Origin of the sequence: Natrinema longum (assembly GCF_017352095.1) — an archaeon.
Classification (GTDB): domain Archaea; phylum Halobacteriota; class Halobacteria; order Halobacteriales; family Natrialbaceae; genus Natrinema; species Natrinema longum.
This window is the reverse complement of the sequence record NZ_CP071463.1, coordinates 1,018,965-1,042,081: the sequence shown is the minus strand read 5'-3', so window position 1 is coordinate 1,042,081 and position 23,117 is coordinate 1,018,965. Positions and strand designations below refer to the sequence as shown.

General features: G+C 61.9%; 25 protein-coding genes and 1 pseudogene. 15 read left to right on the top strand and 11 right to left on the bottom strand.

What is annotated here, in order from left to right; genetic code table 11:
* Positions 1-38: 38 nt before the first annotated feature.
* Positions 39-755 carry a CRISPR-associated CARF protein Csa3 gene (csa3, locus tag J0X27_RS05310; RefSeq protein WP_338147520.1) on the top strand — a complete coding sequence of 239 codons (717 nt, stop codon included), beginning with the start codon at positions 39-41 and terminating at the stop codon, positions 753-755.
* A 2-nt stretch (positions 756-757) separates the two neighbouring features.
* On the opposite strand, the gene J0X27_RS05305 is transcribed toward csa3, so the two are convergent.
* A complete protein-coding gene (locus tag J0X27_RS05305; protein WP_207271370.1) occupies positions 758-1,351 on the bottom strand; it encodes a winged-helix domain-containing protein in 594 nt (197 codons plus the stop codon).
* 530 nt (positions 1,352-1,881) lie between these two features.
* Here J0X27_RS05305 and J0X27_RS05300 point away from each other — a divergent pair.
* The 3 genes from J0X27_RS05300 to J0X27_RS05290 are packed head-to-tail and all read left to right on the top strand — an operon-like array spanning position 1,882 to position 3,942.
* Positions 1,882-2,340 carry a hypothetical protein gene (locus J0X27_RS05300; RefSeq protein ID WP_207271369.1) on the top strand — a complete coding sequence of 153 codons (459 nt, stop codon included), beginning with the start codon at positions 1,882-1,884 and terminating at the stop codon, positions 2,338-2,340.
* The gene (locus J0X27_RS05295) at positions 2,330-2,791 is read left to right on the top strand and encodes a hypothetical protein (protein WP_207271368.1); all 462 of its coding nucleotides are present in this window, start codon (positions 2,330-2,332) and stop codon (positions 2,789-2,791) included. Before J0X27_RS05300 ends, J0X27_RS05295 begins: the two co-directional genes overlap by 11 nt.
* A 5-nt stretch (positions 2,792-2,796) precedes the next feature.
* Positions 2,797-3,942 (top strand): tyrosine-type recombinase/integrase, encoded by a 1,146-nt coding sequence (locus J0X27_RS05290; RefSeq protein ID WP_207271367.1) that lies wholly within the window; start codon positions 2,797-2,799, stop codon positions 3,940-3,942.
* Between the two features lie 433 nt (positions 3,943-4,375).
* On the opposite strand, the gene J0X27_RS05285 is transcribed toward J0X27_RS05290, so the two are convergent.
* Positions 4,376-5,194: a hypothetical protein gene (locus tag J0X27_RS05285; RefSeq protein ID WP_207271366.1), complete on the bottom strand. Its 819-nt coding sequence runs from the start codon at positions 5,192-5,194 to the stop codon at positions 4,376-4,378.
* Between the two features lie 337 nt (positions 5,195-5,531).
* A pseudogene (locus tag J0X27_RS05280) lies at positions 5,532-6,428 on the bottom strand (MBL fold metallo-hydrolase); the annotation flags it as partial.
* A 238-nt stretch (positions 6,429-6,666) separates the two neighbouring features.
* Here J0X27_RS05280 and J0X27_RS05275 point away from each other — a divergent pair.
* Positions 6,667-7,185 carry an Lrp/AsnC family transcriptional regulator gene (locus tag J0X27_RS05275; protein WP_207271365.1) on the top strand — a complete coding sequence of 173 codons (519 nt, stop codon included), beginning with the start codon at positions 6,667-6,669 and terminating at the stop codon, positions 7,183-7,185.
* 54 nt (positions 7,186-7,239) lie between these two features.
* On the opposite strand, the gene J0X27_RS05270 is transcribed toward J0X27_RS05275, so the two are convergent.
* Both J0X27_RS05270 and J0X27_RS05265 read right to left on the bottom strand, forming a co-directional pair.
* Positions 7,240-8,403 carry an acyl-CoA dehydrogenase family protein gene (locus tag J0X27_RS05270; protein ID WP_207271364.1) on the bottom strand — a complete coding sequence of 388 codons (1,164 nt, stop codon included), beginning with the start codon at positions 8,401-8,403 and terminating at the stop codon, positions 7,240-7,242.
* Positions 8,403-9,776, bottom strand: a complete 1,374-nt coding sequence (locus J0X27_RS05265; RefSeq protein ID WP_207271363.1) for an aspartate aminotransferase family protein — start codon at positions 9,774-9,776, stop codon at positions 8,403-8,405. The genes J0X27_RS05270 and J0X27_RS05265 overlap by 1 nt, the downstream gene beginning before the upstream one ends.
* Before the next feature lie 350 nt (positions 9,777-10,126).
* Here J0X27_RS05265 and J0X27_RS05260 point away from each other — a divergent pair, with 350 nt between their 5' ends.
* Entirely contained in the window at positions 10,127-11,533 is a 1,407-nt protein-coding gene (locus J0X27_RS05260) for an APC family permease (protein WP_207271362.1), read from the top strand.
* A gap of 66 nt (positions 11,534-11,599) precedes the next feature.
* On the opposite strand, the gene J0X27_RS05255 is transcribed toward J0X27_RS05260, so the two are convergent.
* The 6 genes from J0X27_RS05255 to J0X27_RS05230 all read right to left on the bottom strand — a co-directional run bounded on the left by J0X27_RS05255 (position 11,600) and on the right by J0X27_RS05230 (position 14,376).
* A complete protein-coding gene (locus tag J0X27_RS05255) occupies positions 11,600-12,004 on the bottom strand; it encodes an SHOCT domain-containing protein (RefSeq protein WP_207271361.1) in 405 nt (134 codons plus the stop codon).
* A gap of 113 nt (positions 12,005-12,117) precedes the next feature.
* Positions 12,118-12,459, bottom strand: a complete 342-nt coding sequence (locus J0X27_RS05250; RefSeq protein ID WP_097381473.1) for a hypothetical protein — start codon at positions 12,457-12,459, stop codon at positions 12,118-12,120.
* Between the two features lie 52 nt (positions 12,460-12,511).
* Positions 12,512-12,790: a WNWW family protein gene (locus J0X27_RS05245; protein ID WP_207271360.1), complete on the bottom strand. Its 279-nt coding sequence runs from the start codon at positions 12,788-12,790 to the stop codon at positions 12,512-12,514.
* Between the two features lie 281 nt (positions 12,791-13,071).
* Positions 13,072-13,404 carry a (2Fe-2S) ferredoxin domain-containing protein gene (locus tag J0X27_RS05240; RefSeq protein ID WP_207271359.1) on the bottom strand — a complete coding sequence of 111 codons (333 nt, stop codon included), beginning with the start codon at positions 13,402-13,404 and terminating at the stop codon, positions 13,072-13,074.
* Positions 13,401-14,186: a CbtA family protein gene (locus J0X27_RS05235; protein WP_207271358.1), complete on the bottom strand. Its 786-nt coding sequence runs from the start codon at positions 14,184-14,186 to the stop codon at positions 13,401-13,403. Before J0X27_RS05235 ends, J0X27_RS05240 begins: the two co-directional genes overlap by 4 nt.
* Positions 14,187-14,190: 4 nt before the next feature.
* A complete protein-coding gene (locus J0X27_RS05230) occupies positions 14,191-14,376 on the bottom strand; it encodes a CbtB domain-containing protein (protein WP_207271357.1) in 186 nt (61 codons plus the stop codon).
* 246 nt (positions 14,377-14,622) lie between these two features.
* Here J0X27_RS05230 and J0X27_RS05225 point away from each other — a divergent pair, with 246 nt between their 5' ends.
* Genes J0X27_RS05225 through J0X27_RS05185 form a run of 9 tightly spaced genes read left to right on the top strand, consistent with a single transcriptional unit; the run spans position 14,623 to position 23,108 of the window.
* Positions 14,623-15,657, top strand: coding sequence for a monovalent cation/H+ antiporter subunit E (locus J0X27_RS05225; RefSeq protein WP_207271356.1), 1,035 nt, complete (start codon positions 14,623-14,625; stop codon positions 15,655-15,657).
* Positions 15,654-15,935, top strand: coding sequence for a cation:proton antiporter (locus J0X27_RS05220; protein WP_207271355.1), 282 nt, complete (start codon positions 15,654-15,656; stop codon positions 15,933-15,935). Before J0X27_RS05225 ends, J0X27_RS05220 begins: the two co-directional genes overlap by 4 nt.
* Positions 15,932-16,285: a monovalent cation/H(+) antiporter subunit G gene (gene mnhG, locus J0X27_RS05215; protein ID WP_207271354.1), complete on the top strand. Its 354-nt coding sequence runs from the start codon at positions 15,932-15,934 to the stop codon at positions 16,283-16,285. Before J0X27_RS05220 ends, mnhG begins: the two co-directional genes overlap by 4 nt.
* A complete protein-coding gene (locus J0X27_RS05210; protein WP_207271353.1) occupies positions 16,282-16,821 on the top strand; it encodes a DUF4040 domain-containing protein in 540 nt (179 codons plus the stop codon). The genes mnhG and J0X27_RS05210 overlap by 4 nt, the downstream gene beginning before the upstream one ends.
* A complete protein-coding gene (locus tag J0X27_RS05205; protein WP_207271352.1) occupies positions 16,821-17,351 on the top strand; it encodes an MnhB domain-containing protein in 531 nt (176 codons plus the stop codon). The genes J0X27_RS05210 and J0X27_RS05205 overlap by 1 nt, the downstream gene beginning before the upstream one ends.
* Positions 17,344-17,715, top strand: a complete 372-nt coding sequence (locus J0X27_RS05200) for a cation:proton antiporter subunit C (RefSeq protein ID WP_207271351.1) — start codon at positions 17,344-17,346, stop codon at positions 17,713-17,715. Before J0X27_RS05205 ends, J0X27_RS05200 begins: the two co-directional genes overlap by 8 nt.
* A complete protein-coding gene (locus J0X27_RS05195; protein ID WP_207271350.1) occupies positions 17,708-19,249 on the top strand; it encodes a proton-conducting transporter transmembrane domain-containing protein in 1,542 nt (513 codons plus the stop codon). Before J0X27_RS05200 ends, J0X27_RS05195 begins: the two co-directional genes overlap by 8 nt.
* The gene (locus J0X27_RS05190; RefSeq protein WP_207271349.1) at positions 19,249-21,276 is read left to right on the top strand and encodes a proton-conducting transporter transmembrane domain-containing protein; all 2,028 of its coding nucleotides are present in this window, start codon (positions 19,249-19,251) and stop codon (positions 21,274-21,276) included. Before J0X27_RS05195 ends, J0X27_RS05190 begins: the two co-directional genes overlap by 1 nt.
* On the top strand, positions 21,276-23,108 hold the full coding sequence (locus tag J0X27_RS05185; protein WP_207271348.1) for a Na(+)/H(+) antiporter subunit D: 1,833 nt from the start codon (positions 21,276-21,278) through the stop codon (positions 23,106-23,108). Before J0X27_RS05190 ends, J0X27_RS05185 begins: the two co-directional genes overlap by 1 nt.
* Positions 23,109-23,117 lie beyond the last annotated feature (9 nt).

Genomic DNA, 23,117 nt, shown 5'->3' with positions numbered 1-23,117 from the left:
CCAGTGATTTCTGACCCTTTCTCGTCGTTTCTGTTCGGATGCGGTGCGTACTGTTGCACTATTCCGGAACAGTAACGAGGCTTCGAGCAGATACTATCGATATGCGCACATACCTCGCTCCATTGGGATTCGATAGTCGACGAGTAGTCAGACCAGTTTTGAGTGAAGGCATAGAAACAGGAGATCGAGTCGTATTACTGCAACCCGCAAGCAGTTCCGATAGAGGAGAGGATGCTTTTCAGGAAGTTCAAAATGTCCTGACACAGGTAGTCCCGGACCTAGACTTAGAAACAGAGCATCTACCGTACACAGACTTTGTCGAGACAACGTTGTACTGTGCTGATCTCATCCAAGCATCGGAAGGGGACACCATCGTTATTTTGGGTGGTGGTGCGCGAGAATTACTGTTGCCACTAACAGTCGCGACATTCACTAGTGGTGCAAATATCGACACAGTGCTCCAAGTAGGCGATATAGATAGCAGCGTCCGACGGTTACCACGCTTGAATCTTCGCGGGGAAGTTTCGGACGCCGAAGCGACTCTTCTCGCCGACCTCCACGATTTGGATGCAGTTTTATCAATAAGTGAGATAGCAGATGAGTTTGATAAGTCGAAGAGTACAATCGCGCGCCATATTAATAGCCTAGAATCTGAGGGGTTCGTACACACCAGAAAGGATGGAAGGAGTAAAACTGTCGATATAACTGATAGTGGACGGGTTTTCCTAAAAACAAGAACTTCTATTCCTATCTGATATTATCCCCTCTGATGTTGGTTCGTTCCATCGTCTAAATCTACGACGCCGTATCGGTCTATCTGTCCTTCTACATCCGAGCCCAATCGGAACATTTGAAGTATATACTGACCTCCGAGCGACAATTTGAGCTGGTTCTCTGACGTTTCAGTAACGGTTCCATCCGAGATGAGATCCTCTATTCGATCCCGTATACGCTCGGGATTAGCGGAGACAACCGCAATGATTTCGTCAACTTCTGGGGGCTCGTCACTGCTATGAATCGCATCGAGAATTTCATAATCTAGTGGCTCAATCTCTGTTACTTCTACGGGTTCATCTCCCGCTGTGGACGCCCCATATGGTGAACCAGTGAGATAGCTGACCCCTTTCCCCGTGATGCGATAATAGGACCCCTCCTCGCGAGCTTGTTCTACAAAGCCTGCTTCAGCCAATTTATCGATTCGCCTCTTGATCGTCGAATACGAGACGGACTTGTCGCTAAGTTCGAGGTTCAACTCAATCCCTCGCTTATTGAGAGCAACACCGCTCTTTCCCAGTAATTCGAGGATTAGATCATCGTTTTCATTCAGCCAGTTCGGCTGGATACGACGCATTTTCGCAATCGTACGCACGTTGCCTTTTTATTAGTGTCCCCTATCGATTCGCAGTTGTGGCCATTATATTCTCTATCTATATGACCAAATAGTGGGCCACTTTTATATATCGCTGGCCATAATCTGGGGATGGAAACGATGTATGAAGATAATCGATGTACCCTGAATAGAGGTGAAATAGGCTGTGGGGAGTGAAATCGGCTCTTCTGGGACCTGGTACGATACGGAGGAGCAGGTAGCCTGGCCAGATTGGTCTCCCAGTAACGAGTGCACGAACAGTCCCTACGGCGATCCAGACGATTGGTCCAAAGTACAGGCCATCGGAAACGGTTCGGACCAACGGCAAGCAACCGTAAATCGAGACGCGAACGGAGATCCTCTCGGTATCGCGATTACGCTGAGTGCTGCCGAGTTGCATCTGCTTGGAGTCGAGCTTGACGGCGTCCGTGCCCTCGATTACTGGGTAGAGAACGGCCAGCTTCGATTTGCCGAAGTGAGATCGTCACGTACCGGTCCAGAACCTCGGAAGGATGTCTGAGTCGCAACCCGCTACCGCATATCCGACCGAAGAGCAGTACGATCGCTGGGCAGACCGTGCGGAAGAGTACGGGATGAGCATCAGCGAATTTATTCAAGCGATGGTGGAGGCCGGATTGAAGAAGTTCGATGCTCGCGTTGAACCGGACGAATCTCATCGTGAGCTGCGAGAGCAACGTAACGATATAAAAGACGAACTCGAACGCGCCCGAGACCGCATCGACACGCTAGAGGATCAACTCCATGGGACGGAACGCGAGACGATCCGGACCTACGTCGAGAAAAACCCTGGAGCAACATACGAGGAAGTCACGCAGCATATCATCGACACTGCTCCAGATCGTATAAACGGGCATCTGGATGCGTTGCAGGGCGACTCGATAGAGACCGTTGGTGATCGGTACTATCCTGCAACGATGAAGCCACAGGAGGGGGTCGCGGATGCCGCGTGAACTCTCCGAAGACCCGAAAGACCGCCTCGGCGTCTACAAGCGTCTCGAGGAGGTGCCTTCGCGGTACCGCCTGAATCAGCACGCTGCTGCGTACCGCGACAAAGACGTCTGGGAGACGTTCCTTGAGGACCATCTGTTCCCGCAGTATTCGAGTGATCGGTATCGGCAGGACACTTGCCGTGCGGGACAGCTCTGGAAGGAACACATGGCCGATCGTGGTCGCCACCACGCACTCGCGACCCCTGCTGACGTCGACCAGTGGTGTAAATCACTACTGGACCGACGGAACGTCAGGACGGTGTACAACCATTACTGGGTTCGTTTAGAGCGGTTTTACAGTTGGCTGCTCGCACGAACTGATCATCCTCATGTTTACCAGCCGTTCCTGATGGCTGCGGTGGAGTACGATACCGCTGGCCGAATTTGGGACGCAAAAGTCAGTTCGAGGTAACACCCATGAGTAATGAAAACAGGAATAACGACGGTATCGACGCACAGCGACAGGCCTTCGCTGACGCGTTCGACCTAGAGGCTGATCCGCTCGCGAAGTACGAAGAACAGTTTCAGATCCTCGATGTCGACCCTCTCGAGGTATACATGAAAGAGGTGATTGAGTCACGAGGGCTCTCGAGCCAGCGGGAAAACGACTATCGAAGGATCTTCCGGCAGTTCAAAGAGCACATGGAAGAGCAGGGTCGGCACTACGCCTGCGCAAACACGAGCCACATCACGAGCTTCGCCGAAGCGCAGCGGACAGATCGAGACCATGATGTCGGGACTATCAAACCGCAGCTGCGAGTGTTGAACGGTGCATATCAGTATTGGCAGCGTGAATCGGTGTTTCCTCACGGTGAAGATTTCAACCCGATTGAGGCTGCTCGCGAGAAGATTCCGTTCCGTGAGTGGAAGAAAGAGGAATCAGATAAGGATCACCCGAATGTCCCCCTCGAAGACCTACGAGAGGGGATCTGGGCGATCAAGCACATCAGAGACAGATGCTTTGTCTGCGCGCAACTCAAGTTGGGGATGCGAGCAGGAGCAGTCTGCAACAGTAAGCTCAAAGACGTGAGCATCCAGCACCCCGGAATCGAAGAGAGCTATCCGGAGCTGGGAACGCATCCTCAGGTTCGTGACTACGAAAATGCAATCTACATCCCGCCCGCAGACGAGCGGGATAGGAACAAGTCCAAACGAGGGCGCGTCCTGCCGCTGGACGACGAAATGCGTCAACTCCTCGTCCAGTGGCTGCTCATTCGACCCGACAACGGTGAGCCGTGGATGTTCCTCTCCGACCAGCGCCATGACAAGTTATGGCCTAAAAGGATCAACGAGGCGTGGAAGACCGGGTTCCATCCCAAGTACGCCGAAACCGAGCACCACGAAGCAGTGACGAGTCACTTCGGACGACACTGGTTCTCCAGCTTCTGGCGTATCGACCAGGACCTCAACCGAGAACTAGTCAAATACATGCGCGGAGACGCGATCGGCGACGCAGCAGTCGACTACGGCGAAGCAATCGACGTGTATCTCCACACGTACTACGACGACATCGAGAACATCTATCGTGAGAACGTATTTAAGCTAGGTATTGGACCATACTGAAATACATCTACATCTCAATTGAGAAGGCACTGATAGCTTCAAATCGTTCTCTCCACTAATAGTGCAAGGATGACTGTGAACAGCCAATGGATAGCACACAATTTTAATAGTGGAGGGACAGAATAGCCAATCCCATGCTAGTCACGGAACCGGCCTGGTTCAAAGTCGTCGGCAGACAGAACGGAAATCTCTGGCTGCAAGTCCAGACTGGCCAGGATCAAGGTCGCCGGATTTCCGTGCCAGTCGTCCATGAGGAGTATGACCGAGACCTAACGGGACGACTTAGATCCCTATCTGTTGGTGATCAATGTAAAGTAACCCTCCAGAGCAGCTCAGAAACTGCTCCAGATTGGCGAGTGGTGGATATTCTTGAAGTTGACGAGAGCGTTCAGAACTCCTCTGCTCGTAATCTGAACTCTGTTGGACTGTCAGGCTAATTTTCTTGGCTTTCGTTGGGGGACTCATCGTTATCAGGAGATCCCTGTGTATCTGGGGAATTAGACTTTGAATCTAAACCGTTCAGAGATTGTGAGTCCACTGTAAGTTCGCTGGTCAGTGAACCAGATAGTTGAAGCACATCGTCATTTGAGAACCGGAGTTCTTGGCTCGGTGTCTGAATCCCAATCGCATAGTCTACAAAGAGATACTCGACATAATCCTCCTCAAATGATTCAAAGAGCCACCAGAAGAGAACTACAGCAACAATCCCCACTATTGCTAGATTCCACACCGGTGTCCAGTACGTATAGTACGCTGGACGCGCGTAGACCACGCCTGGGTAGATTTGATCTCCGGGCTGGAAAATCAGATCCATTATAATTGCTACAGTAACCAGTACGGTAGAATACCAAGCCGCAATCCAAAGACCCCGCTGAAAATTGCGGATCGCCTGCATACGCACAGCACGAGATGGAGATTGAATATTATCTACTCGACTAGACATGAGGTGATAAAGGACGCCTAGTGAATCTGTATTATCGGGAATACTGTATGTGGAGGACAGGTGACTCCAAATTCGATTGATCAGGATAGCGTCATCAAGACGTTCTCCTCGCTCTGGGAGACGCCACCACCAAAGAAGCGGTCCGAGAACGGCATGGAGAAATCCGCCAGCGACATACCTCATTCCTTTCGATGACTCTGAGTCAGAGGTTGCTTCGCCATCCCCTGCTTCGCTATCTCCCGCTTCGCCACTTCCGCCCGAAGAAGGTTGAGACTTTGAAAGGCCTGGAAGCGATTCCGCTGCGGTCATTGTTTTGTCAAAACTCGTTCGTTCACCACCGGCCTTCGAAGCATGTCCCTGAACCACTGACCCAACCACAAAAGCTAGGACCACAAATAAAGAGTACCCAAGAAGAGTTGACGGGAGTCTCGGTCCTGGAAGAAATAGTAGTACCGCAACAAGCGTTAGCAGACCTGGAATCAGGTTTCCCAATAGATCAAATGACGTGAGGCCCCGAAAGTACCGTCCAACGGGCATTATCGGAACCACTGATTGACAAGCAATAGAACTTATGCTATCAAAACCAATGACCTATGCCTCCAGAAGAATTGGATTAGTCAGCGACTGCTAGCGAATCTTCGTTTCCGAGCATCCCACTCGTCGTGACGATGACCGTATTTTGTTCGGCGATCCGCTCGCGCTGGCCGTCGCGCCCGTCGACGAACCGGGCGTTGGCCTTCGCTCGGCGCAACAGCTCCGGATCGCGAAGGAACTCGCGGTTCCGATCGCGCAAGAACAGTTCCGTGACGCGTTTGCCCATTCCGTCGACGTAGCACTCGAGGTCGTACGCCTCGCAGATGCAGAGGACTTCCTGAGTCCGGCCGATGCCGAAGGCGGGGACGACGACGGTACCCCCCTCCCAGATCGTCGTCCGGAGACTCTCGGCGAATTCGCGTTCGATCTCCTCGCGGGGCGGTCGAGTCGCGTCCGAGTACGTACTCTCACAGACGACGACGTCGGCGTCGGGCCGTGCGGTCGTTCCGGCGAGCAGCCGTTGCTCCTCGGTGTGGAAGTCGCCGGTGTAGAGCAGTCGAGTCGTGCCGTCGTCGACCAGCACGTGGGCGCTGCCGGGGACGTGGCCGGCGTCGAAGAAGGAAATCTCGTAGCCCGCGGCCTCGAAGGACTCTTCGTAGCCGTGGGTCTCGGAGACTTCCCCGACGCGGGCGAGCTCCGCCTCGGTGAACGGGCAGTCGTAGCTGCCGCCGTGGAGCTTCAGCGTGTCCCGAGCGAGTACCATGGCGAGGTCGTACGTCGGGGGCGTCCAGTGAACTTCGGGGCGCGCGTCGCCGGACAGCAGCGCCGGCACCGAGCCGACGTGATCGAGGTGGCCGTGACTGACGACGACGGCCTCGGGATCGACGTCGCCGATCGGAAACGACGGCGGGTTCCCCGAGTCCATCCCGAAATCGAAAACGAGCGTCTCGTCGATACAGAGCGCGCTCCGACCGATCTCGCCGGCACCGCCGAGAAACCGTACGTCCATTACCGAGCGGTAATGGCCCGGACCGTTTGATGCCATCGGTTACTGCCCCGTCTTTCTCATCGATCAGCGCGCGAGCACTCCGTCCATCCGTTGCGGCCGACGATCGACGTCCCGGTCGGGCAGGCGGAACGCGAGGACACCGGCCACGCTCGGCCGAGTGGAATCGCCTTCGAGAACCGGCTCCGGCGGAGTGGTCACCGAAAGAGAATAGGTTCGGGTACGTCAAACGAACGCACGAATGAACAACACACTCGACGAGCGGGATATCAAGATTCTCTTTGCGATCGCTGATCGGGAGACCGACAATACGGAAGTGCTCCACGAGGAGACGGGCATCCCGAAGTCGACGGTTCATTACCGCTTGCAGAACCTCAAGGAGGAGGGCGTCATCACGAACGATCTGTACGAACTCGACCTCGACGAGGTCGGTTTGGGGCTGACCGTCATCTCCGAGATCTGGGCGGAGTTCGGTGAAGGGTATCAAGAGCGAGTCGGCGAGCAACTCGCCGCTATCGAGGGCGTCAACCAGGTGTATTTCACGATGGGGGATACCGACTTCATCGTCATCGGGCGGCTGACCTCGCGGGATATGGTCGAGGGACTCGTCGAAGACTACGAATCGATCGACGAGATCACCCGAACGAGTTCGAAGTTCGTCATCTCGACGATCAAGACGAGCGAGGGAATCGGTACGCTGCGCGATTACGGGCTCGACTCGTTTCTCGAGGCACACGGCCTGTCGGCCGACGAGGAGTAGCACGCCTCGCGTCCGCACGCGTTGATTCCGGCGGTCCCCTCGTCGATCGGCCGCTCACTCGTAGGCGGGGATCCCGGTGAATTCCTCGCCGAGCACGAGGGTGTGGATGTCGTGGGTCCCTTCGTAGGTGTAGACCGTCTCGAGGTTGGCCATGTGACGCATCGGCGAGTAGTCGGTGGTGATGCCGTTGCCGCCGAGCATCTCACGGGCGACCCGTGACTGGTTGCGCGCCATCCGAACGTTGTTGCGTTTGGCCATCGAGACGTGCTGGGGACGCAACTCGCCGCGTTCTTTGAGTTCGGTCAGACGGGAGACGAGCAGTTGGGCCAGCGTGATCTGGGTCCCCATCTCCGCGAGCTTGCGCTGTTGGAGCTGGAACCGGCCGATCGGACCGCCGAACTGGTCGCGGTCTTTCGCGTACTGGCGCGCCTCCTCGAAGCAGTCCCGAGCGGCACCGACGGCACCCCAGGCGATGCCGAAGCGAGCCTGCGTCAGGCAGGACAGCGGCCCTTTCATCCCGGAGACACCGGGCAGAACGTTCTCTCCGGGAACGTAGACGTCGTTGAGCCCGATTTCGCCCGTGATCGAGGCACGCAGCGAGAGTTTGTCGTTGATCTTGTTTGTCGTGACGCCGTCGCGGTCGGTCTCGACGAGGAACCCGCGGACCGGGTCGTCCTCGGCCGACGTGTCGCGGGCCCAGACGATAGCCACATCAGCGATCGGCGAGTTCGTGATCCAGGTTTTGGAGCCGTGCAGCACGTAGCCGTCGCCGTCGGCTTCGGCGCGGGTCTCCATCGCCGACGGGTTCGAGCCGTGTTCGGGTTCGGTCAGCCCGAAACAGCCGACGGCCTCGCCGTTGCCGAGTTTCGGCAGCCATGCTTCCTTCTGCGTCTCTGAGCCGTAGGTGTGGATCGGGTACATCACGAGCGCGCCCTGTACCGACGCCATCGACCGCAGCCCCGAGTCACAGGCCTCGAGTTCCCGCATCAAGAGCCCGTAGGCCGTCTCGGAGACGTTGGGCGAGCCGTAGCCCTCGAGATTGGGTGCGTAAAACCCCATCTCGCCCATCTCCGGAATCAGCTCGGTGGGGAAGGTGCCGTTCTCGAAGTGGTCGCCGATGTCCGGGCGTATCCGGTCGTCGACGAACTCGCGTGCGGTGTCCCGGATCAGGCGCTCTTCGTCCGTGAGTTCCGACTCGAGGTCGAGGAAATCGAACATCAGTTCGTCCCCTCCGTGGCACTCGCTCGAATCGCGTTGCAGAGGATGTCCATCCCGACTTCCGCCTGGTCACGGGTGAGGACGAGCGGCGGTATCAGCCGCAAGACGTTCCCGTGTCGCCCGGCGTTCCAGACGAGGAGCCCGTTCTCGTAACAGCGGGTCTGGATCGCTTCGACCAGGTCGGCGTCGGGGTCGCCGTCGGCGTCGACGAACTCCGCGCCGACGAAGAGTCCTTTGCCCCGTACGTCCACCAGTTCCGGCGTCGTCTCCGCGACCTCGTCGAGTCGGTCGCGGAGGTACTGTCCGAGCGCCGTCGCGTGGGACAGCAGGTCGTGAGATTCGATGTACTCGATCGCTCGCAGCCCGCCGACCATCGCCGGCGCGTTGCCGCGGAAGGTCCCGACGTGGCCGCCGGGCCCCCACGTGTCGAAGTCCTCGTGATAGAGCATCGCCCCGATCGGCAGGCCGGTCCCGCCCAGTGCCTTCGCCATCGTGATCGCGTCGGGGGTCACGTCGAAGTGGTCGGTCGCGAACCACTCGCCGGTTCGCCCCAGCCCGGTCTGGATCTCGTCGACGATCAACATCGCGTCGTTGTCGTCCGCGATGTCACGAAGCCCCTGGAGGAAGCCCTCCGGAGGGACGACGACGCCGCCCTCGCCCTGGATCGGCTCGACCCAGATTCCGGCGGGCGTTTCGTGACCGCCGTAGGGTGCCTCGAACTTCCGCTTGACGGCATCGAGACACCGCTCACAGGCCTCTCGACCGCCCGCGCCCGCGTCCCGCGTCGGGTACGGGACGTGAACGGCGTCCGCCAGTAGCGGCCCGTACCCCTCTTTGTACTTCTTGCCCGCGGTGAGACTGAGCGCGCCGGCGGTCGTCCCGTGATACGCACCCTCGAAGCCCAGAATCCCGTGGCGTCCGGTGTTGTGTTTGGCGAGTTTGATCGATCCCTCGATCGCATCGCTCCCGCTTGGACCGCCGAACACGACGTTGCTCGAGCCGGCCAGGCCGCCCGGGGCGATCGTTCGCAGTTTCTCGATGAGATCGACCCGCGCCTCGGTCGGGAAGTCGATCGTGTGCGCGATCGACTCGAGTTGCTCCTGGGTCCCCTCGAGAACGTAGGGGTTGGAGTGACCGACGTTCAGGACGCCGATCCCCGCGAAGAAGTCGAGGAAGGTGTTGCCGTCGACGTCCCGGATCGTAGCCCCCCGCGCCTCCTCGAGCGCGACGGGAACGCGTCGCGGATACGCCACTGCGTTGCTATCGATCTCTCGTTGGCGTTTCAGTAGTGTCCGTGAGTTCGGTCCCGGCACCTCGTCGACCGATGGTTCGGTCGCGAAGTGAAGGTCGTCGATCGATGGGCCTACGGCCATGGGTAACAGTCCCACTCCTAGGGTATATTTGGTTCGGTTCCTATTTTAGTGGTTATAAATGGGAAATTATACAATATAGATTCTTGTGTTGGGTATAGTACAGACATGTTGGGGAAGCGATCGGTTGGGCGATAGCCCTCGAGCAACTGTTTTCGAGCGCTGTTGGTTGCCCGCTTCCGCCGAGGAGTCCCACCGCTGGCATCTGGATGCTATATTATGTACAATATAGGTGGTGTAAGTTGGATGTCGGCCATTATCTAGTGCTGTATTTGTTATATATACAACGCCAGCGAAAAGTATAAGTACAATCGTATTTATGCGACATATGCTACGGTATCACAAGCAATACCATGTCAGAGACCACACAGAGCGGCCTGGAGAAGGCACTGGGGAGAAAAGAGATGCTGATTCTGGCGTTCGGCGCGATGATCGGGTGGGGATGGATCATCCTCGCCGGTGACTGGATCCACGAAGGGGGCCCGCTGGGAGCGATCGTCGCGTTTCTCGGCGGTGCGTTCGTCGTCGGGATCGTCGCGATAATTTACAGCGAACTCGCCGCCTCGATGCCGTTAGTCGGGGGCGAACACGTCTACAGTCTCCGCGCTCTCGGGCCGATCGGCTCGTTCGTCTGTACGTGGGCGATCATCTTCGGATACGTCACCGTCGCCGCGTTCGAAGCAGTTGCGCTCCCGTCCGCGATGGCCTTCATTATCCCCGGCTTCAATGCAGTCCCGCTCTGGGATATCGCCGGTGAACCGGTGTACGCGACGTGGGTTCTCGTCGGCGTCCTCGGGACGATCGGCATCACGTACCTGAACTATATCGGCATTCGGATCGCCGCACAGTTCCAGATCATCATGACTCTCATCATCGCGTTCGCCGGCGTCGTCTTGATCTCCGGGGCGATTACCAACGGACATCCGTCACCGGATAGCGCGTTCGGTGCAGGGACCGCTGGCATCTTCACCGTCGTGTTGATGACGCCGTTTATGTTCGTCGGCTTCGACGTCATTCCGCAGTCGGCCGAAGAAGCCGACGTTCCGGCGCGAACGCTGGGGCTGTTGATCATCCTCTCCGTCGGGCTGGCCGCACTGTTTTACATCGCCGTCATCTGGGGCTCGAGTCGCGCGCTCCCTGGGAGCGCCTTGATCGATAGTTCGCTCCCTGCGGCGGCGGCGATGGCCGAACTGTACGACAGTCCAGCCGCCGGCCAAATCATGGCTCTCGCGGGTGTTGCGGGCATTCTCACGAGTTGGAACGCGTTCATCATCGGTGGCAGTCGAGCCCTCTTTGCTCTCTCCGAGTCGGGAATGATTCCGGCACCGCTCTCGAAAGTCCATCCGGAACACAACACTCCGAGTAACGCGATCTTGCTGGTCGGCGGTCTGTCCGCGCTCGCGCCGTTTTTCGGCGAACAGATGCTCACGTGGATCGTCAACGCGGGCGGCCTCGGTATCGTCGTCGCCTGGTTCATCGTCGTCGTCTCGTTCCTGGTCTTGCGCTATCGTGAACCGGACATGGATCGGCCATACGAAGTCCCGGCGGGTCCAGTCGTCGGGATCGTCGGCTTCGTGACGACGGCGATTTTTATCTCGCTCTATCTGCCGGGCGGTCAATCCGCACTGCTGTGGCCCTACGAGTGGCTCATCGTCCTCGGCTGGTGCGTCCTCGGGGTCGTCCTGTACGCGTTCTCGGGCGAGACATCGGTCGAAACGGCCGACGAAGTGGTGAGCAGAATAGAAGCCCTAGACGAGTAACGGATCCGTCCGCGATCGGCCGGAACCGCTCATCGACCCCTTCCCTTCCATTTTCGTCCGTTTCCACTACCGCTCCCGGTGTCGACGACGCGAACGATCAGTCTCGAGGCCGTCTTCGGCACCGAAATCGTCCGCGTCGAGCACCCGCTCGAGTTCCCGTTCGAACTCCGCGTCGTCGAGTTCGCCGGCGACGTACTGCGAGCGAAGGCGTTCTTTCCGGTCGGCTCGCTCCTCGGACCGCCGTGGTGTCTGCGGGTCGCGTTCGGGTTCGGCACTGCTTCCGAGGATAGAGCCCAATCCGACGATCGCCAGGACGAACACGGCCAGGACGGCGACCGTCACGATCACCGAGAGGACGGTTGCGAGGACCGAGAGCGCGATACCGACGATCGCCCCGACGACGCTCAACACGACGAACGCGAGTACGAGCACGCCGATGCCCTTCAGCAGGACGGAACTGAGTCGTCCCATACGCGACGTTCGGCCGATGGATACAAAAACCACGCGGGGCGGGGAACGCGACGGTCACGGCTCGGGAGCCCGATACTGAGGCGATCGATCACGACCCCGCGGTCGGGAGCCGCTTACGTCCGCGAGTGAATCTCGTCGGGGCCGGTCGCCAGCGCCTCGGTCCGCTCGGTCAGTCCGATGAGATAGACGTCGAGCAGGCAGATCAACAGGATCGCGAGCGGAACGGCGACCTCGGTATAGCTCACCGCGTCGAACTGCAGTGCCGTCACGACGAAGGGGTCGCCCGGCTCGAGTGCGCCCGAGAGCGACCGTGCGCTCAGGAACGCGAGGGCGAGCCCGTAGCAGACGAACCAGATCACGCCGCGCTTCCACCGCCCGAGGTAGCAGTGGCCGAGCCCGGCGACGAGCGCCGACAGCGGGTACGACGGCCAGACGGGTCGTGACAGTTCGCTCATGGCCGTACCTACGTCGTGGACGCTAATCGGTGTTGCCATCGGTACGGATCGATCACTTCCTGTACGTACGGATCCCGAACCGGTCGTAGCCGCCGTATGCAGCCTCGAGCGATCCGATCCACCAGTTCCACCGCTCGGACGGTCCCCCGTCGGGAGCGTCCGCCAGTTCGTCGATGAGAAAGTCGTTCGTCAGCGTGGTCTCGGCGTCGGCTTCGTACTGGCCGGAATCCGCGAGATCGACGGCCTGTCGCACGACGACCCGCGATTCGCCGCTCGTCCCGCCGAATTCCTCGCGCAGCCGTGTCTCGAGTCGATCGGGGTCGATGAACACACCGACCGTAGGGGGTGGACGTACTTGACTGTTAGAACGGGTCCCCCGCTGATAGGGACTCCTGCCAGTCGGTGTGCAATCCATACGACGGGTCGCGGTTGCGCCGGCCCATCGGTACGGTAGACCGTAAGACGGTCCGTCTCCGGTCCTGGGGAGAACGGTTCCAGTCGATCTCGTCGTTCGGGTCGGTCACACTACCCACTGAAATGATTGAGACACCGATCGAAATGTCCTCCGGCGATCGGATGTGTATCGACTTTCAGTGACTACTATCGCCCGTCTCAGCGCTTCTCGTCGGTCCGTTCGGCGTCCGGTCCGAACGCCGACTCGAGCAGTTCGGGAACCGTTTCGGGCGTCACGTCCGAGTACCAGGTGTTTCGGGGCTGGATCGTCATCGCGGTCCCGTCCTCGCTGCACAGCCCCAGACACGAGGTTTCGCTGACCGACACCGCCGTCCAGAACGCATCCCGTTCTCGGAGCCACGATTTGACCGCCGTGACCGTCTCCTCGGCACCGGCCGTGCCACAGCTCGCGTACTCGGAGTCGCGGTCGTTCGTACAGACGAAGACGTGTGCGTCGAGGCGTTCGCGATGTTCCTCGGTACGGTTCTTCATGGACTGGCCAGGAGGTCGTCGCGTCGATCGGTCGCCGATCGAACGCCGGCCCGCGTCTGGAGCCAGCCGAACGAGCCGGCGACGAGCGCCCAAAGCGCGGCCTGGCTCAGCACGGTCAGTCCGCGGAACGCAGCCACGAGATCGGCCGGCATCGCGCCGGAGTCGACGATCGCCGGCGCTGCGACCGTGGTGACCGCAACGAGCGCGACGATCGGGACCGCAGCGGTGATGCCGCCGAGTGGTCGACTCCGCTTCGAGACGCGCTTGTAGCCGTCGATCGAGAGTGCAGCGACGACCGCACCGACGGCCATCATCCCGGCGTACATCGCGATCCGGAGCGTGGGATCGAACGCCTGTTCGGCACCGGGCGTCGTCGGGGGGAGCACCAGCCACGGCGCGACCGAGGCAGTGAGAAAACCGGCCCCGGCCAGCACGTAGGTCTTGGCTCGCCCGCGGCCGGGCAGGGCCGGTTCGAGGAAGTAGAACGCGAGCGCGAAGATCCCACCGAGCAGGATCCCCCAGAGAACGCCGCTGCCGATACTCACGGCAGCGGTGGTCGCTTCGCTTACCGCGTGGGCGTGTTCGCCCGCCTCGTGAGCGTGGCCGCCGGCAGCGTGGGCGTGTTCACCCGCTCCGTGAGCGTGGCCCTCGGCTTCACCACCGTCGGCGAGTCCCTCCATGTGGCCGATCAGTGGATTTGCGACGAACGTCATGTACGCTCCGTATGCGATGCCGGCGATCGAACCGGCGAGCACGCCCCGCTCGAGGTAGTCGACGAGCATGGTCTCAGTGACAGACGACGCCGGCCGCGTGTCGGAAGTTGTGCATCGAGTCGTGGGCCAGTGGCTCCTGCAGGAACAGCAGCGTAAACAGCAACGCCGCGGCGAGTGCGAAAACGGCCAGTAGCTGTGCGGTCGTGAGTTCGTTACGTGCGGTTCCGATTCGATCGTGAACGGTTTCGGTTGTCGTCATGCAAGTTAGCTTGGTCTACTGAAACTCGGATTGTAAAACTACCGATCGCCCGTCGACGGGGGCGGATTTCATTTCTGCCGACCGTTCGGCACGAACGGGGCCTGAATGTCACGATCGTTTCAGGGAACGGCACGGAAATGGGGGGCAACTGGTGGATAACGAAATCGTTTTCCTACGGCTACCGCTTGACTCGAGTACCAACGAGTGCTATGAGTATCCAACGACGGTCACCAGGAGGGAGACGCCGTGGCGGTTGAACGCCTGCTCGTTCCGCTGTCGGACACGGTGACCGTCCGGCAGACGGTTAGCTATGCCGTCCAGTCGGGGCTCGAGGGGGCCGACTCGCTCGAATGCCACCTCGTCGTCGCGATGCCCTACGACGCCGATGTCCCCGAGAGCGACCAGTACCGCGAGGACGCCGACGGACTGCTCTCGCGAGCGCGCAACTGGGTCGAGGAGGACGCGGGCGAGGCCGACGTGACGATCGAAACGACACGACTCGGTGCCGACGAGTACCTCTTCGGTCCCCGCGACTACGCGGAGATCTTCGACGCCTACGCCGACGACCACGGGATCGACCGCGTCGTCCTCGATCCGGAGTACCAGCCCGGCGTCACCGCTCAGTTGCTCCAGCCCCTCGAGCGCGAACTCGATCGCATCGGGCTGGCCTACGACGAGGCACCGGTCGAGCGATCGGCTCGCCGCGGACGCCTCGCCGGCGGCACCGAAGACTTCGGTCGGCTGTTCGCGACATTCCTGATCTCCTATGGCTTCTATCTCGTGCTCGGCGATCCGACCTACTGGTTCGATCTCGTGACCGGCGCGGCGGTCGCCGGTATCGTCGCCGTCTCGCTCGCACGGGTGACGTTTGCCGTGCCCCTCGATCTCGTTCAGTCTCCGCTGCGGGTCGTCCGGTTCGTTTTCTACATCCCGTATCTCCTCTGGGAGATCGTCAAGGCCAACATCGCGGTTTCGGCCGTGATCCTCCGGCCGTCGATGCCGATCGAGCCGACGCTGACGCGGGTCAACTCCCGCGTGCGAAGCGGACTGCCCCTGACCGCGTTAGCCAACAGCATCACGCTCACGCCGGGGACGCTGACGGTCCGGGCCAACAACCAGCAGCTGCTCGTCCACACGCTGATCCCCGCCGCGCGCGAGGACCTCTTCGATGGCGGCCTGGAGCGGGCGATCCGCTTCGTCTTCTACGGCCGCGCTTCGGCGGCGATCCCCTCGCCGCGAGAGCGCGACGACGCGGAGATCGTCGGAGGTGACGAGCTGTGACGCCGGTCTCGCTCGAGGACGTCTTCCTCGCTGCGGCCGGGCTGTTCGTCGTGCTGGCGATCGCGGTGTTCTATCGCGCCGTCGTCGGTCCGACGACGCAGGACCGACTGCTGGCGGTCAACGTCCTCGGGACGAACACGGTCGTCATTCTCGCGTTGCTGGCGGCGGGACTCGACCAGGCGTGGTTCCTCGACGTCGCGTTGATCTACGCCCTGCTGAACTTCCTGATGTCGATCGCCATCTCGAAGTTCACCGTCGAACGGGGTGGTGTGTTGTGATCGAGACGATCCGGTTCTGGACGATCGTCGTCCTGCTGGGACTGGGCGTGTTCTTCACGCTCGTCTCGACGATCGGCGTCGTTCGGCTCCCGGACATCTACGCACGGGCCCACACCGCCTCCCAGACGGACACGCTCGGCGCGGGCTTTGCACTCGCCGGCGTCGCAGTGGCCTTCGGCTGGAAACAGGGGGCGATCTACACCGTCCTCCTGTTGTTCTTCGTGTTCATCACGAACCCGACGGCGGCCCACGCGATTGCCCGCTCGGCCGCGGAAACCGGCGTCGAACCGATCCTCGCAGAGGAGGGAACGGACGCGGAGACGGACGAAACGGACGGTGAAACGACATGAGTCTGTTCGCCTATTCACTGGTGGCCTTCGTCCTCGCGACGGCCGTCGCGACGGCGCTGTTCCGGGACGTGCTATCGGTGATCGTCGTCTTCGGAGCCTACAGCCTCGGGATGGCCATCCTCTACACGTTCCTGCTGGCTCCCGACGTGGCGATGACCGAGGCCGCGATCGGAGCCGGCGTGACCACGCTCTTGCTCTTGTTAACGATCGCACGCACGACCAGACCCACGACCGATCGGCTCAGAGAGCGGATCCACCTGCCGGCGGTCGCCGTCGTCGGCGCGTTCGTCCTCCTGGTGTGTACTGCGGTCGTGCCCGAAATGTACCCGGTCGGCAGCACGGCGACGCCGGTCTGGTCGAACCTCGACGTCACCCAACACTACATCACGGAGACGTACAACGACACCCGCGTCGAGAACGCGGTCACAGCCGTGCTCGCGGCCTACCGTGGCTTCGACACCTTCGGCGAGGCGGTCGTCGTCTTCGCCGCCGGCGTCTCGACGCTCGTCGTCCTGAAACGCGAGGTGTTCGCCTAATGTCCGTCGACGATACCTACACCGAGAGTCAGGTGATCATGACCGCCGTCAAGATCATCGCACCGTTTACGCTCACCTACGGGCTGTTCATGACCTTCCACGGGGGCGACGCCCCCGGCGGCGGCTTCCAGGGCGGGACCATCGTCGGCGTCACGGTCCTCATGCTCGCCTTCGCCTTCGGTATCGAACCGACCCGACAGTGGCTTCGAAATTCCTTCCTCGTCGGCCTCGTCACTGGCGGCGTCGTCATTTTCGGCGCGATCGGTCTCGCGATGGTCGCCCTCGGCGGGGAGTTCCTCGAGTTCACGATGCTCGAAGAGGTCTTCCACGTCAAGCCAAAGTGGGGGCTCGAGGCCGTCGAGATCGGCGGCATCTCGCTGATCGTCTCGGGGGTCATCATCAGCCTCTTCTTCACGATGGCGGCGGGCTTTACGCCCGAGCGGCCCAGCGGAACCGGCGGTGTCCGCGAGACCGACACCGCCGACGAGAGTTTCGACTCGACCGACGTGGAGGTGAGCGACGATGATTGAGTTCCTTTCGAACTACTACACGTACGTGCTGATGGTCGTCATCCTGGGGATCGGGCTCTACATGGTGATCGCCAGCGAGAACCTCGTGAAGAAGCTGATCGGCGTCAACCTCTTCCAGACGGCTATCTTCCTGTTTTTCATCTCGATGGCCTACGTCGAGGGAGGATCGGCACCGATCGTCCCCCACGATGGGGTCCCCCTGGAGGTCATGGTCGCGAGCCCGCTGCCCCAGGTCATCGTGTTAACCGCCATCGTCGTCGGCATCGCGCTGACCGCGGTCGGCCTGGCGCTGATCATCCGCATCTACGCGGAGTACGGGACGCTCCGCGAGGACACCCTCAGGGAGGTGCGTGCCGATGAGTAGCGTCGACCTGCTCTTGCCACTGCTGATCGTCGCCCCGATCCTCGCGGCGACGCTCCCGATCGCGCTGGGACTGTGGTTCGAGCGGACCGGCTGGTCCGTCGCCGGACTCACGACGCTCGGCCTGTTCGGCGCAGCCGTCTCCCTCGCGAGCGTCGTCTACAGCGGCGGAGAGGAGGTGTCTCACAAGCTCGGTGGCTATCCACGGACGTACGGGATCGAACTCGTCGCCGACGAGTTCTCGATGCTGATCGTCCTGCTCGTGACCGCCGTCGCCACCGGCGTCCTCGCGTACACGCGACGCGGCGGCCCGCGCGGGAACACGTTCTACACCGCCTACCTGCTGCTCGTCGGCGGGCTGCTTGGCATCTCGCTGACCGGCGACGTGTTCAACCTGTTCGTCTTCCTCGAGATCACGAGCCTCGCGACCTACGCCTTGGTCGCCAGCGGCGACGGCCCCGAGTCGGCAGTCGCTGCCCTGAAGTACCTGATTCTGGGGACGATCGCCGCGTCGATGTACCTGATCGGCGTCGCGTTCGTCTTCATGGCGACGGGGACGCTGAACATGCTCGAACTCGCCGACGCGATTCCTGCTGCGGAGAGTCAGACGCTGATCCGGACCGGCTTCGCGTTCATCGTCGTCGGCTTCGCCGTCAAGGTCGCCCAGTGGCCGCTGCACACCTGGCAGCCAAGCGCCTACCAGCAGGCCCCCGACGGCGTGACGCCGCTGATCGCGGCGCTCGTCTCGACGGCCTCGGCGTACGCCTTCGGCCGGCTGATCGTCACCGTCTTCGAAGTCGAGTATCTGGCGGGCGTGTCGAACGCGGCCGCGATCGTCCTCACCGTCGGCTGCGTGAGCGTCCTCGCGGGCACGGTGCTGGCCGTGATCCAGACCGAGGTCAAACGGATGCTCGCGTACTCCTCGGTCTCGCAGTTCGGGCTGGTCATCGCCGCCTACGGTGTCGTCGTCGCCGGCAGCTCCGAGACGGCGCTGATCGGGGCCGCGATCCACCTCGTCGGCCACGGGCTGTTGAAGGCTGGGCTCTTCCTCGGGGCCGCGCTCGTCGCCGCGAGCTACGGGGCTCGCACCGTCGACGAGTACGCCGGCCTCGCGAAAGCGCGGCCGATCGTCGCCGGTTCGATGGCCGTCCTCTTGCTCTCGCTGGTCGGCGTCCCGCCGGGCGTCGGCTTCGTCGGCAAGTGGTACATCGCGCTGGGTGCCGTCGAGTCCCAGCTCTGGCCAGTCGCCGCCGTGATCTTCCTCAGTACAATGCTCACCCTCGCCTACGCCGCCCGTCTGCTCGAGAAGATGTACTTCACGCCGCCCGCGGCCGTCGAATCGCCACACGCGTCGGGCTCGGTCGCGACGGACGGCGGTGAGGTCGACGCCGCGGCCGAGACCGACCGCGCAGACGCCGTTTCGATCGGCATGATCGCGGTCGTCGTCGTCGCCGCGCTCGGTGCCGTTGCCCTCGGCTTCTCGGGTGGTGCGTTCGCCGACCTACTCGAGCCGTTCCTGACGGAGGTGTTCAACTAATGGTCGAAGACATCCGACCGCTCGCCGCCGTGTTGGTGTCGGCGGTCGCCATCGCCCTGATCGTCGCGTCGCATCGCCGGCCGAACCTCCGCGAAGGATGGTCCGTGCTGGCCGCACTCACGAAGTTCGGGATCGTCGTCAGCATGCTCCCCGCGGTCATGGGCGGCGAAACCTTCCGGTGGAGTCTCGCCGACTCGACGGGGATCCAGTTCCTCGCGGGAGTCGACTTCGCCCTGCGTGCCGATCCACTGGGGATCTTCTTCGCCTTGCTCGCGAGTTTCCTCTGGATCTTCACGTCCTTTTATGCAACGGGCTACATGCGCGGGCTCGACGAACACTCCCAGACGCGCTTTTTCGCTTCCTTCGCGGCTAGCCTCTCGGCCGCCGTCGGGATCGCGTTCGCCGCGAACCTGGTGACCATCTTCGTCTTCTACGAACTGCTGTCGCTGGTGACCTACCCGCTGGTCGCCCACAACGAGGACAGCGAGGCCCGCATCGCCGGCCGGAAGTACCTCACGTACACGTTCTTCGGCGGCGGGGTCTTCCTGCTCGCCGGCACGGTCATGATCTATTGGCTGACGAGCGTGGTCGGCGACCCGACGCTGGCCTTCGAGGCCGGCGGGATGGAGGCACTCGCGGCGGCTGCCCAGGCAGAACCGGTCTACGCACAGGCCGCCTTCTTCCTCCTGATCGCCGGCTTCGGCGTCAAGGCCGCGCTGATGCCCTTACACTCGTGGCTCGCCGACGCGATGGTCGCGCCCACCCCCGTCTCCGGGCTGCTCCACGCCGTCGCAGTCGTCAAATCCGGTGCGTTCGGCATCGCTCGGGTCATCCTCGAGGTCTACGGGCCCGGACTGATTCACGACCTGCCACTGGACGTGCCAGGTATCGGCGAGGTCGGGTTGAACATTCCGGTCGCGCTCGTCGCCGCGTTCACGCTGACCGCTGCGAGCATCATCGCGATGCGCAAGGATCACCTCAAGCGCCGGCTCGCCTACTCGACGACGGCACAGCTGTCCTACATCGTCCTCGGGCTCTCGATGCTCCATCCCTACGCGATGGTGGGGGCTCTCTTCCACATTCCGGCACACGCCTTCGCGAAGCTCACCCTGTTCTTCTGTGCCGGCGCGATCCACGTCGAGACCCACACCGACTACATCAGCGAGATGGCCGGCATCGGCAAACGGATGCCGCTGACGATGGCTGCCTTTACGGTCGGTGCGGCCGGCATGGCCGGGCTGCCCCCGATCGCCGGCTTCGTCAGCAAGTTCTACATGCTGATCGGTGCCGGTGCCATGGGCGGCGAGTACTGGCTGTTCGCCGCCGCATTGCTCCTCTCGGCGGTCCTCAACGTCGCGTACTTCTGGCCGGTCGTCTACACCGCGTTCTTCGAGAGCGAGGACCGCCACGACGCGAAACCGCTCCTCGAGTTCCCCCGAGGCGGCCTGCGCCGTTCGTACGGTCCCGATCAACCGGACGACGGCATCGCTACGGATGGCGGTGAGAAGGGCCGACCCGACCGGGAACCGACGGACTCCCCGGAGGTGTCCGATACGGAACCCACAGCCCAACCGGACGGCGACGCCGAGTACGCCGTCGACAAATACCCGAGCGATCACACAACCGCCGACGCGGGGGACGCGTCGACCGATACAACTTCCGCCGCCGATCGCCCCGGTGACGACGACCGCACGGGCCACGACGACGCCGTCGATCAGGACGACGCTGCCGACCACCACGACGACGCCGTCGGCGTCGTCGACCACCACGGCGACCGCGACGATCACCTCACGGGCGGGCCGCCCGCCGACGGCTGGCAACGACACTCGCCGGTTACCGAGAGTACGTGGCTCATGCTCGCGCCGATCGCCGTGATCGCGACCGGCGCGATCGTCCTCGGGATCGGCCCCGATTACGCCGTCTTCCTCGAGTTAGCGACCCGGATCGTCGAGGGCGTCTTCGGGATGCCGTTCGAGGAGCTAGGAACCGTTCCCCTCGACGAACTCGTGACGGAGGTGACCGACTAATGGCACTCGACGTCCTGTCGATGGCCTACCCGCCGTTGCTCGTCTTCGCGGCGGCGGTGCTCGTGCTCGTCCTCCCCCGAATCGCCGGCTTCGCCGTCGGCGCGCTCAGCCTCGCGGCCGTCCTGGCGGTCTCGCTCGTCGCACCCGAGGGCCAGCATCTGGCCGGGACCTTCCTCGGCTTCGAGGTCGTCCCCTTCTACGTCGACGACTTCTCCCGGATGGTCGGCCTCGGCCTCGGTTTCCTCGGGGTCTGTAGCGTCATCTACGCCTACTCGAGCGAGGCCAGTAAGACGCTGGTCGCGTTCGCGCTCGTCTACGTCGCCTCGTCGATCGGGGCGGCCTTCGCCGGCGACTGGCTCGTCCTCCTGTTCATGTGGGAGTTGATGGCCGTCACCAGCACGCTCGTGGTCTGGCACTACGGCGGCGAGGCGGTTCGGGCTGGCTTCCGGTACGCGCTGTTCCACGGCACCGGCGGTGTACTCGTGATGATGGCGGTCGCCGTCCACTACATCCAGGCGGGCACGTTCGTCTACGACGCGGGCGGTATCGCTGACGGCGTTCCGGCCTTGCTCGCCGTACTCGGGATGGGCGTCAACGTCGCCTTCATCGGCGTCCACACGTGGCTCCCCGACACCTACCCGCGACCCCACATCGCGGCGTCGGTGTTCCTCTCGGTCTATACGACCAAGACGAGCGCGTTCGTCCTCTACCGGGCGTTCCCCGTCGGGAGCGAGAGCGATCTCTCGATCTACGTCGCCTACATGGGCGGCCTGATGGCCGTCTACGGCGCGACCTTCGCCTTGCTCCAACACGACATGCGGGCGCTGTTGTCCTATCACATCCAGGCCCAGCTCGGCTACATCGTCGCCGCGATCGGGATCGGCTCCAATCTCGCCGTCGCCGGCGCGATGAGCCACCTCTTCAACAATATCCTCTTCAAGAGCCTGCTGTTCATGGCCGTCGGCGTGGTCATCTACCGCACGGGTAAAGAGGATCTGTACGACCTCGGCGGGCTCTGGCGCGAGATGCCACTGACCGCGGTCGGGTTCGGCCTCGGGGCGCTCTCGATCACTGCGATCCCCGGCTTCAACGGCTACGTCAGTAAGGGGATGATCTTCGACGCCGCCGATCCGGGCTACTACGGCCAGCCCGAGTACCAGGCGCTGTACTGGCTGCTCTGGCTCGGTGCGATCGGAACCCTACTTTCCTTTATCAAGCTCGGCTACTACGTCTTCTTCCACGGCGAAAGCGATCTCGAGGTCGCCGACGCCAAACCCGGCCAGACCGTCGCGATGCTCGGGTTGGGCGGTGCCTGTCTCCTCTTTGGCGTCTGGTGGCAGGGACTGGCCGACCTCGCGCCGACGATTCACGGGAGCGATTTCGCCTTCGCGTACTCCGGCGGCGAGGGCCACCTCCACCCTTACAGTCCGTCTCACCTCGAGACAGCGGGGATCCTGACGGGGGTGGCAGCGGTCGTCTTCGTCGTCGTCCGGAAACCGCTCTCGAAGCTCGATCTCGGCGATCCGGCGATGGTCGTCTACCCGGCGACCTACAGCGTCAGCCGCTGGACGATGCTCGCCGTTACCGAGACCTACGCTGCCGTGGACCGGGCCGTCGTGGGCGCGGTCACGCGCTGTTACTGGATCGGCAACAATCCCGTCCTCGCGGTCGACGCGGCCGCCGGCCGGCTTCCAAACTGGCTGGTCGACGTCGACGAGCGCCAGCCGACCGACGGCGGTCGCCCGTCCACGATCCACCTCCGGACGGGCATCGGGACGACCGTCCTCCTCTTGACGCTCCTCCTGACGGTGCTCCTCTGGCTGCTCGTCTAGAGCGTCGGA

Bases quoted from the DNA above. Each gene is read 5' to 3' on its own strand.
- csa3 (WP_338147520.1), top strand. From the start codon at position 39: ATGCGGTGCGTACTGTTGCACTATTCCGGAACAGTAACGAGGCTTCGA.
- J0X27_RS05305 (WP_207271370.1), bottom strand. From the start codon at position 1,351: ATGCGTCGTATCCAGCCGAACTGGCTGAATGAAAACGATGATCTAATC.
- J0X27_RS05300 (WP_207271369.1), top strand. From the start codon at position 1,882: ATGTCTGAGTCGCAACCCGCTACCGCATATCCGACCGAAGAGCAGTAC.
- J0X27_RS05295 (WP_207271368.1), top strand. From the start codon at position 2,330: ATGCCGCGTGAACTCTCCGAAGACCCGAAAGACCGCCTCGGCGTCTAC.
- J0X27_RS05290 (WP_207271367.1), top strand. From the start codon at position 2,797: ATGAGTAATGAAAACAGGAATAACGACGGTATCGACGCACAGCGACAG.
- J0X27_RS05285 (WP_207271366.1), bottom strand. From the start codon at position 5,194: ATGACCGCAGCGGAATCGCTTCCAGGCCTTTCAAAGTCTCAACCTTCT.
- J0X27_RS05275 (WP_207271365.1), top strand. From the start codon at position 6,667: ATGAACAACACACTCGACGAGCGGGATATCAAGATTCTCTTTGCGATC.
- J0X27_RS05270 (WP_207271364.1), bottom strand. From the start codon at position 8,403: ATGTTCGATTTCCTCGACCTCGAGTCGGAACTCACGGACGAAGAGCGC.
- J0X27_RS05265 (WP_207271363.1), bottom strand. From the start codon at position 9,776: ATGGCCGTAGGCCCATCGATCGACGACCTTCACTTCGCGACCGAACCA.
- J0X27_RS05260 (WP_207271362.1), top strand. From the start codon at position 10,127: ATGTCAGAGACCACACAGAGCGGCCTGGAGAAGGCACTGGGGAGAAAA.
- J0X27_RS05255 (WP_207271361.1), bottom strand. From the start codon at position 12,004: ATGGGACGACTCAGTTCCGTCCTGCTGAAGGGCATCGGCGTGCTCGTA.
- J0X27_RS05250 (WP_097381473.1), bottom strand. From the start codon at position 12,459: ATGAGCGAACTGTCACGACCCGTCTGGCCGTCGTACCCGCTGTCGGCG.
- J0X27_RS05240 (WP_207271359.1), bottom strand. From the start codon at position 13,404: ATGAAGAACCGTACCGAGGAACATCGCGAACGCCTCGACGCACACGTC.
- J0X27_RS05235 (WP_207271358.1), bottom strand. From the start codon at position 14,186: ATGCTCGTCGACTACCTCGAGCGGGGCGTGCTCGCCGGTTCGATCGCC.
- J0X27_RS05230 (WP_207271357.1), bottom strand. From the start codon at position 14,376: ATGACGACAACCGAAACCGTTCACGATCGAATCGGAACCGCACGTAAC.
- J0X27_RS05210 (WP_207271353.1), top strand. From the start codon at position 16,282: ATGAGTCTGTTCGCCTATTCACTGGTGGCCTTCGTCCTCGCGACGGCC.
- J0X27_RS05205 (WP_207271352.1), top strand. From the start codon at position 16,821: ATGTCCGTCGACGATACCTACACCGAGAGTCAGGTGATCATGACCGCC.
- J0X27_RS05200 (WP_207271351.1), top strand. From the start codon at position 17,344: ATGATTGAGTTCCTTTCGAACTACTACACGTACGTGCTGATGGTCGTC.
- J0X27_RS05195 (WP_207271350.1), top strand. From the start codon at position 17,708: ATGAGTAGCGTCGACCTGCTCTTGCCACTGCTGATCGTCGCCCCGATC.
- J0X27_RS05190 (WP_207271349.1), top strand. From the start codon at position 19,249: ATGGTCGAAGACATCCGACCGCTCGCCGCCGTGTTGGTGTCGGCGGTC.
- J0X27_RS05185 (WP_207271348.1), top strand. From the start codon at position 21,276: ATGGCACTCGACGTCCTGTCGATGGCCTACCCGCCGTTGCTCGTCTTC.